Annotated in this window: 7 protein-coding genes; 3 read left to right on the forward strand and 4 right to left on the reverse strand. The window is 57.5% G+C overall.

The annotated features are described in order from the left end of the window. The first annotated feature begins 67 nt into the window (after positions 1-67). Both ACXJ5O_RS15135 and glnA read left to right on the forward strand, forming a co-directional pair. On the forward strand, positions 68-406 hold the full coding sequence (locus tag ACXJ5O_RS15135; RefSeq protein WP_008123000.1) for a P-II family nitrogen regulator: 339 nt from the start codon (positions 68-70) through the stop codon (positions 404-406). Positions 407-476: 70 nt separating this feature from the next. Then, complete coding sequence (gene glnA, locus ACXJ5O_RS15140) at positions 477-1,886, forward strand: type I glutamate--ammonia ligase (RefSeq protein WP_457300603.1); 1,410 nt, start codon at positions 477-479, stop codon at positions 1,884-1,886. Between the two features lie 81 nt (positions 1,887-1,967). On the opposite strand, the gene ACXJ5O_RS15145 is transcribed toward glnA, so the two are convergent. Genes ACXJ5O_RS15145 through crcB form a run of 3 tightly spaced genes read right to left on the reverse strand, consistent with a single transcriptional unit; the run spans position 1,968 to position 4,179 of the window. Next, the gene (locus ACXJ5O_RS15145; protein WP_457300608.1) at positions 1,968-2,762 is read right to left on the reverse strand and encodes an ATP12 family chaperone protein; all 795 of its coding nucleotides are present in this window, start codon (positions 2,760-2,762) and stop codon (positions 1,968-1,970) included. Between the two features lie 16 nt (positions 2,763-2,778). Then, positions 2,779-3,765, reverse strand: coding sequence for an RluA family pseudouridine synthase (locus ACXJ5O_RS15150; RefSeq protein WP_457300604.1), 987 nt, complete (start codon positions 3,763-3,765; stop codon positions 2,779-2,781). A 36-nt stretch (positions 3,766-3,801) separates the two neighbouring features. Continuing rightward, the gene (gene crcB / locus ACXJ5O_RS15155) at positions 3,802-4,179 is read right to left on the reverse strand and encodes a fluoride efflux transporter CrcB (RefSeq protein ID WP_457300605.1); all 378 of its coding nucleotides are present in this window, start codon (positions 4,177-4,179) and stop codon (positions 3,802-3,804) included. A gap of 199 nt (positions 4,180-4,378) precedes the next feature. Between crcB and ACXJ5O_RS15160 the strand changes: the two genes are divergently transcribed. Further along, positions 4,379-6,154, forward strand: coding sequence for a glucan ABC transporter ATP-binding protein/ permease (locus ACXJ5O_RS15160; RefSeq protein ID WP_457300606.1), 1,776 nt, complete (start codon positions 4,379-4,381; stop codon positions 6,152-6,154). A gap of 48 nt (positions 6,155-6,202) precedes the next feature. Here the strand turns inward: ACXJ5O_RS15160 and ACXJ5O_RS15165 are convergent. Next, the coding region (locus ACXJ5O_RS15165; RefSeq protein WP_457300607.1) for an AAA family ATPase at positions 6,203-6,907 on the reverse strand (705 nt) is incomplete at its 5' end.

Here is a 6,907-nt window from a genome sequence, read left to right on the forward strand (position 1 = left end):
GCTTCCTGCTTTTTGAAGTGAAAGCGGGCAAGAGGTCCGTTTCTATGCATAGGGAGATCGTTCTCTGATGAAGAAAATCGAAGCCATCATCAAACCATTCAAACTGGATGAGGTGAAAGAGGCACTGCAGGAAGTGGGGCTTCAGGGCATCACAGTGACCGAAGCGAAGGGCTTTGGCCGTCAAAAGGGTCATACCGAATTGTATCGCGGCGCTGAATATGTCGTCGACTTCCTGCCGAAGGTGAAAGTCGAGATCGTTCTGGGCGACGAATCCGTCGAGGCCGCCATCGAGGCGATCCGCAAGGCGGCACAGACCGGCCGTATCGGCGACGGAAAGATCTTTGTATCCAACATTGAGGAAGTTGTGCGCATCCGGACCGGAGAATCCGGCATCGACGCCATCTGATCCGAACACCCTCCGCTGGCACGTTCGCGCCGGCAACCAGTATCATCGTCGCTGAATAAGGAAAATTGATATGACGACCGCTAAAGATATTCTGAAACAGATCAAGGACAACGACGTAAAATTCCTCGATCTCCGCTTCACCGATCCAAAGGGGAAGCTGCAGCACGTGACGATGGATATTGCTGAAGTTGACGAAGACATGTTCGCCGATGGCGTCATGTTTGACGGCTCTTCCATTGCCGGCTGGAAGGCCATCAATGAGTCCGACATGGTTCTTATGCCAGACACCGATACGGTTCACATGGACCCGTTTTTCGCGCAGTCTACCATGGTTATCCTTTGCGACATTCTCGATCCGATCTCGGGCGAATCCTACAATCGCGATCCGCGCGGCACGGCCAAGAAGGCCGAAGCCTACATGAAGGCAGAAGGCATCGGCGACACCATCTTCGTTGGCCCGGAAGCCGAATTCTTCGTTTTCGACGACGTCAAGTACAAGGCAGATCCCTACAACACTGGCTTCAAGGTCGACTCTACCGAACTGCCGTCGAACGACGATACCGACTACGAAACCGGCAACCTTGGCCATCGTCCGCGCATCAAAGGCGGTTATTTTCCGGTCCCGCCAATCGATAGCGCGCAGGATATGCGTTCGGAAATGCTCACTGTCCTCACGGAAATGGGCGTGCGCGTTGAAAAGCACCACCACGAAGTGGCTGCCGCACAGCACGAGCTTGGCATCAAGTTCGACGCCCTCACCCGCAACGCCGACAAGATGCTGATTTACAAATACGTCGTGCATCAGGTCGCCAATGCCTATGGCAAGACAGCGACCTTCATGCCGAAGCCTGTCTTTGGCGACAATGGTTCGGGCATGCACGTTCACATGTCGATCTGGAAAGACGGCAAGCCGACTTTCGCCGGGAATGAATATGCCGGTCTGTCCGAAAGCTGCCTGTTCTTCATCGGCGGCATCATCAAGCATGCCAAGGCGATCAACGCCTTCACCAACCCCTCGACCAACTCCTACAAGCGTCTGGTTCCAGGCTATGAAGCTCCGGTTCTGCTGGCCTATTCCGCGCGCAACCGTTCGGCCTCCTGCCGTATTCCGTTCGGCTCGTCGCCGAAGTCCAAGCGTGTTGAAATCCGCTTCCCGGATCCGACAGCCAATCCTTATCTCGGCTTCGCCGCGATGCTGATGGCCGGTCTTGATGGCATCAAGAACAAGATCCATCCCGGCCAGCCAATGGACAAGGACCTTTACGATCTTCCTGCAAAGGAACTCAAGAAGATCCCGACCGTCTGCGGCTCCCTGCGTGAAGCACTCCAGAGCCTCGACAAGGACCGCGGCTTCCTGAAGGCCGGTGGGGTGTTCGATGACGATCAGATTGACTCGTTCATTGAACTTAAGATGGCCGAAGTGATGCGTTTCGAAATGACACCGCATCCGGTCGAATACGACATGTACTAKTCGGTCTGATCTGACCGAGATTTTAAAAAGAACCCCGGTGCGAGCCGGGGTTTTTTTGTTTTAACGCTGTTAGAAAAAGCAAAAAGCCGATTACGAGGCGGAAACAGCTTCCAGCATCTTCACCGCTACGTTCATCTCGCGCTCACGCACAGCGCGGCGGACAGCCGCTTCGGCGTCTTCGCCCCAATGCTCGATCGTCCAATCCTCATCAACGTGCGCGAGCCTCCACGCTTCCTCGCCGGAAATCTCGCCTTTGGCGACGGCGAGCGCCATGATTGCCGAGCCGGTCAATGTCGTGATCGTATGCAGCGCGGCAATGGCGAACGGGTCATTGAACTGGCCGAGGTGAACACTGAAAGCGCCTAGCGCCTCGCGCGGCTGCTCGACATGCATAATGCCTTCCGCCAATAGGAAGCGCGCGCCGAGCTCCGATGCCGCCCAATCGATGAGCGGATCCCAAAGTTCGGTCTGGCGATCGACCAGCCGTTCGGGTGAACCGGCGCGATAGCACAGCATATCCGACGAGGCGAAGCGCAACACATCTTCCAGCACCGCCTGCGGATCATTTACGATCCCGTCGATCGCTGTATTGGCAAGCCGGGTAGCTGGCATCTGTGCCGGGTCGATTTCCTTTTCCTGCACGGAAAATTCGTCGGCAATCAACTGCGCCGCCGCGCGCGTCGGCAGTGCAAGGGTCTGCCGGGCCGGTGTCTTGACTGCGCGGCCGTCCAGCTCGACAGCAAACTGACCGTCATGCTCGGCAACGGCGGCCTCTTTGTAAAAACGCTTTGGCAAAGGCATTTTCGACTGGATCTGCGCGCGGCGAACTGGATCCGGGTCGGAAAGATCCTGTTTCTTGTCCATGTTGAAGAGGTCGTTACGCATCATGACAGCCCGCTAATTAATTATCTTCGTCGCCGTCGCTCTCATCGAGTCCCAGCAGGTTCCAGGTCTGCACCATATGGGGCGGCAATGGCGCGGTTACATCGATGATGCCGCCCGACGGGTTGGGAACACGAATCCTGCGCGCGTGCAAATGCAGGCGGTTCTGGATGCCGCCCGGGAAAGACCAGTTCGTATCCGCTTCGAAATATTTCGGATCGCCGATGATCGGGCAACCGATGTGGGCAGCGTGCACGCGCAATTGGTGCGTGCGGCCCRTATAGGGTTCCATTTCCAGCCATGTCAGAACCTGTCCGGCAGATTCGATCACACGATAATAGGAGACGGCGTGATCCGAATCCGGTTCGCCGTGCTGGGCAACGCGCATTCGATCGCCATCGGGCGTCGTTTCCTTGACCAGCCAGGTGGTGATCTTGTCCTCACGCTTGCGCGGGATGCCTTTCACCAGGGCCCAATAGGTTTTCTTCGTCTCACGCTCGCGAAAAGCTGCGGTCAACGCCTGCGCTGCGCCGCGTGTGCGGGCAACGACGAGAACGCCCGACGTGTCGCGGTCGAGCCGATGGACAAGTCGTGGCTTTTCGCCCTTCTTGTTGCGCCAGGCTTCCAGCATGTCATCAACATGACGATTGACGCCGGAACCGCCCTGCACCGCCAGACCCGCCGGCTTGTTGAAGACGAACACCTTCGGATCTTCATAGAGCAGCATCTGTTTCAGCACGTCGCCGTCGTCACGGCCGCGAATGCTCTTACCGGTCAGATGGCCCTCGGCTTTGGAATCAACCGGTAGCGGAGGGATGCGGATAGTCTGCCCGGCCTGCAGCCTCGTGTCGGATTTGGCGCGCGATCCATCGATCCTTATCTGGCCGGACCGCAGCAATTTCTGCAGATGCCCGAATCCTAAACCAGGAAAATGTACCTTGAACCAACGGTCGAGGCGCATTTCGGCCTCGCCCGTATCGACTGTCTTCTGTTCTACCGCTGCCATCAACTCTGCCTTCTTGGGTCAGAGGTGCGAATAGCACTAAGTAGTCATTCTTGCGAGCCATAATCCAAAAAACAGCGCGCCAATGCTCAAGATCACGCTCGCGAGCATATAAAAAAGAGCGATTGCGAGTTCACCCCGCTGCCAAAGCACGACGACATCCAGCGAAAATGACGAAAACGTCGTGAAGCCGCCAAGAATCCCGATGGCTATAAAGAGCCGCAGTTCGGGCGATCCTTCGAAGCGGCGGGCGAGAAGCTCGATGAAAAGCCCCATGAGAAAACCTCCAATGACATTCACCGCCAGTGTGCCGTATGGGAAAGCCACGCCGAAGGCTCGTGCCATCCCGACCCCGACAAGATATCGCGCGACAGATCCGATGGCTCCACCTGAAGCCACAAGCAATATTGCGTTCATTTTACATTCAGCCTGCGCAGTTTATGTTGCCAACTCAATTGGTTGAATCATCACGGGACGTTACGCGACGTAGAAAAATGTTCCACACAGGAACGAGGAACTAGCATAACTTTAGAGCATTGAATATTGCGGTGCACAAGAGTCTGATGCAGTGTCATTTCTACAGCGTGAGTAGCGGCCCCAGTAGCGGAGTGGCAAAGTGTCATTGTTAAACATCTATTGGAAATCGCTCCAATATCTCGGCGCTGAAAAGCGCGCGACTGTGTTTATCTGCGTCGCCAACGTAGCTCTCGCCCTCACTATGGTCGCGGAGCCCTGGCTCTTGGGACGCGTGATCGAGGCCATCGCAACAAAAGCGGCCATTTTGCCTGCGCTGAGCCTTTTGGCGAGCGTCGGATTGTTTCACATCGGTGCAAACGTGCTCGTTTCCCGCGAGGCTGACCGGCTTGCGCATCGCCGCAAACTTGCGGTGCTCACGGAATCCTATAACCGCGTCATCAGCATGCCGCTCGCCTGGCATCATCAGCGCGGAACATCCAATGCCTTGCATACGCTTTTGCGCGCCGTCGAGACCTTGTTCGGCCTCTGGCTGGAGTTCATGCGCACACATCTTGCAACCGCTGTCGGTATTCTGTTCCTGTTCCCGCTCGCGTTGAGCCAGGATTGGCGTCTTACCTCGGTGCTGGTCGTTCTCGGTGCCCTGTACGTCATCGTCAGCCGCGTGGTTACCAGCAAGACCAAGGATGGCCAGGCTCAGGTAGAACGCCATCACATCACTGCGTTTGGTCACGTCAGTGACTCGATGAGCAACATTTCCGTACTGCAGAGCTACAATCGCATCGAAGAAGAAACCCGCGCGTTGCAATCTTACGCAAAGCAGCTGCTGGATTCGCAGTATCCCGTTTTGAACTGGTGGGCTTTGGCCAGCGGCATCAACCGCATGGCATCGACCATCTCGATGATCGTCGTTCTGCTTCTCGGTTCATACTTCGTCATGCACGGCGAGATGGGTGTCGGCCAGGTCGTGGCATTCACGGGCTTCGCCACCCTGCTGATCGGTCGTCTCGACCAGCTCAGTGCGTTCGTGAACCAGATTTTCGCGGCCCGCGCCAAGCTTGAAGATTTCTATGAGATGGAAGCATCGGCTGCCTATGCGATCGAGCCGAAGACGGCGCACGACATCGATAATGTCAGCGGCGACGTCGAGTTCGAGAATGTTTCCTTCGAATTCGCCAATTCGACACAGGGCCTGAAGAACGTTTCGTTCAAGGCCAAGGCCGGGCAGACTGTCGCCATCGTCGGCCCGACCGGTGCCGGCAAGACGACGCTGATCAATCTCTTGCAGCGCGTGTACGATCCGAAGGAAGGCCGTATTTTGGTCGATGGTATCGATACCCGTACGGTTAGCCGTCGCTCACTGCGCAACGCCATTGCGACCGTGTTCCAGGATGCGGGGATGTTCAATCGCTCGATCGAAGACAATATCCGCGTTGGTCGCCCGAAGGCTAGCGACGAGGATGTGCTTGCTGCGGCCGAAGCCGCCGATGCCAGCGACTTCATTCTCGCCAAGTCTGCCGGCTATGGCACCGTTGTCGGCGAGCGCGGGTCGCAGCTCTCCGGTGGTGAACGTCAGCGCGTCGCCATCGCCCGCGCCATCCTCAAGGATGCGCCGATCCTGGTCCTCGACGAGGCGACCAGTGCGCTCGACGTCGAGACGGAAGCACGCGTCAAGGTTGCGGTGGACAAGCTGTGCCAGAACCGCACGACCTTCATCATCGCTCATCGTCTCTCGACTGTCCGCGATGCCGACATCGTGCTCTTCATGGACCAGGGCGAAATCATCGAGTCCGGTAGCTTCGATGCCCTGGCGCGCCAGAACGGCCGCTTCAGCTCGCTGCTCAAGGCGGGTGGCCTGAAGCTCGACGACGATACGGCAAATGTAACGCCCTTCCCGCGCAAGCCGGAAGCTGCCTAACGGACCAACATCACACAAAAAGAAAGGCCGCTTTTCAGCGGCCTTTCTTTATTCCTCCCCGCGTTCCCGCCGCAGCTTGTTCCAATAGTCGATGCGCTTGCGGATGTCTCGCTCAAAGCCGCGCTCCGGCGGATCGTAAAACGTCTGCCGGCCAAGCGGTTCCGGAAAATAATTCTGGCCTGAAAAAGCCTCGGGTTCATCGTGGTCATAAGCGTAGCCCTTGCCGTAGCCCTCACCCTTCATCAGCTTCGTCGGCGCATTGAGGATATGCTTCGGCGGCACAAGCGAGCCGTTTTCCTTGGCCGCGCGTGTTGCCGCCTTGTAGGCCAGATAAACCGCATTGGATTTCGGTGCGGTGGCGAGATAGACGCAAGCCTGCGCCAGCGCCAGTTCGCCCTCCGGCGAGCCCAGATAGTCATAGGCGTCCTTGGCGGCATTGCAGATCACGAGCGCCTGTGGATCGGCCATACCGATATCCTCGCTTGCCATGCGGACGAGCCGGCGCCCGAGGTAGAGCGGGTCTTCACCCGCATCGAACATCCGGCAAAGGTAATAGAGCGCCGCATCAGGATCCGACCCGCGCACGGATTTATGCAGCGCCGAGATCAGATTGTAGTGACCATCCTGGCTCTTGTCGTAGACCGGCGCACGCCGCTGCACGATCTGCTGTACCCGTTCCGCGTCGAAAACCTCGCCGTCACGCGCCGCGCGCCAGACTTCTTCGGCCAGCGTCAGGATTGCCCGCCCGTCACC

The sequence above is a fragment of the Phyllobacterium sp. P5_D12 genome (assembly GCF_054049495.1).

Bases quoted from the DNA above. Each gene is read 5' to 3' on its own strand.
- ACXJ5O_RS15135 (WP_008123000.1), top strand. From the start codon at position 68: ATGAAGAAAATCGAAGCCATCATCAAACCATTCAAACTGGATGAGGTG.
- ACXJ5O_RS15145 (WP_457300608.1), bottom strand. From the start codon at position 2,762: ATGCGTAACGACCTCTTCAACATGGACAAGAAACAGGATCTTTCCGAC.
- crcB (WP_457300605.1), bottom strand. From the start codon at position 4,179: ATGAACGCAATATTGCTTGTGGCTTCAGGTGGAGCCATCGGATCTGTC.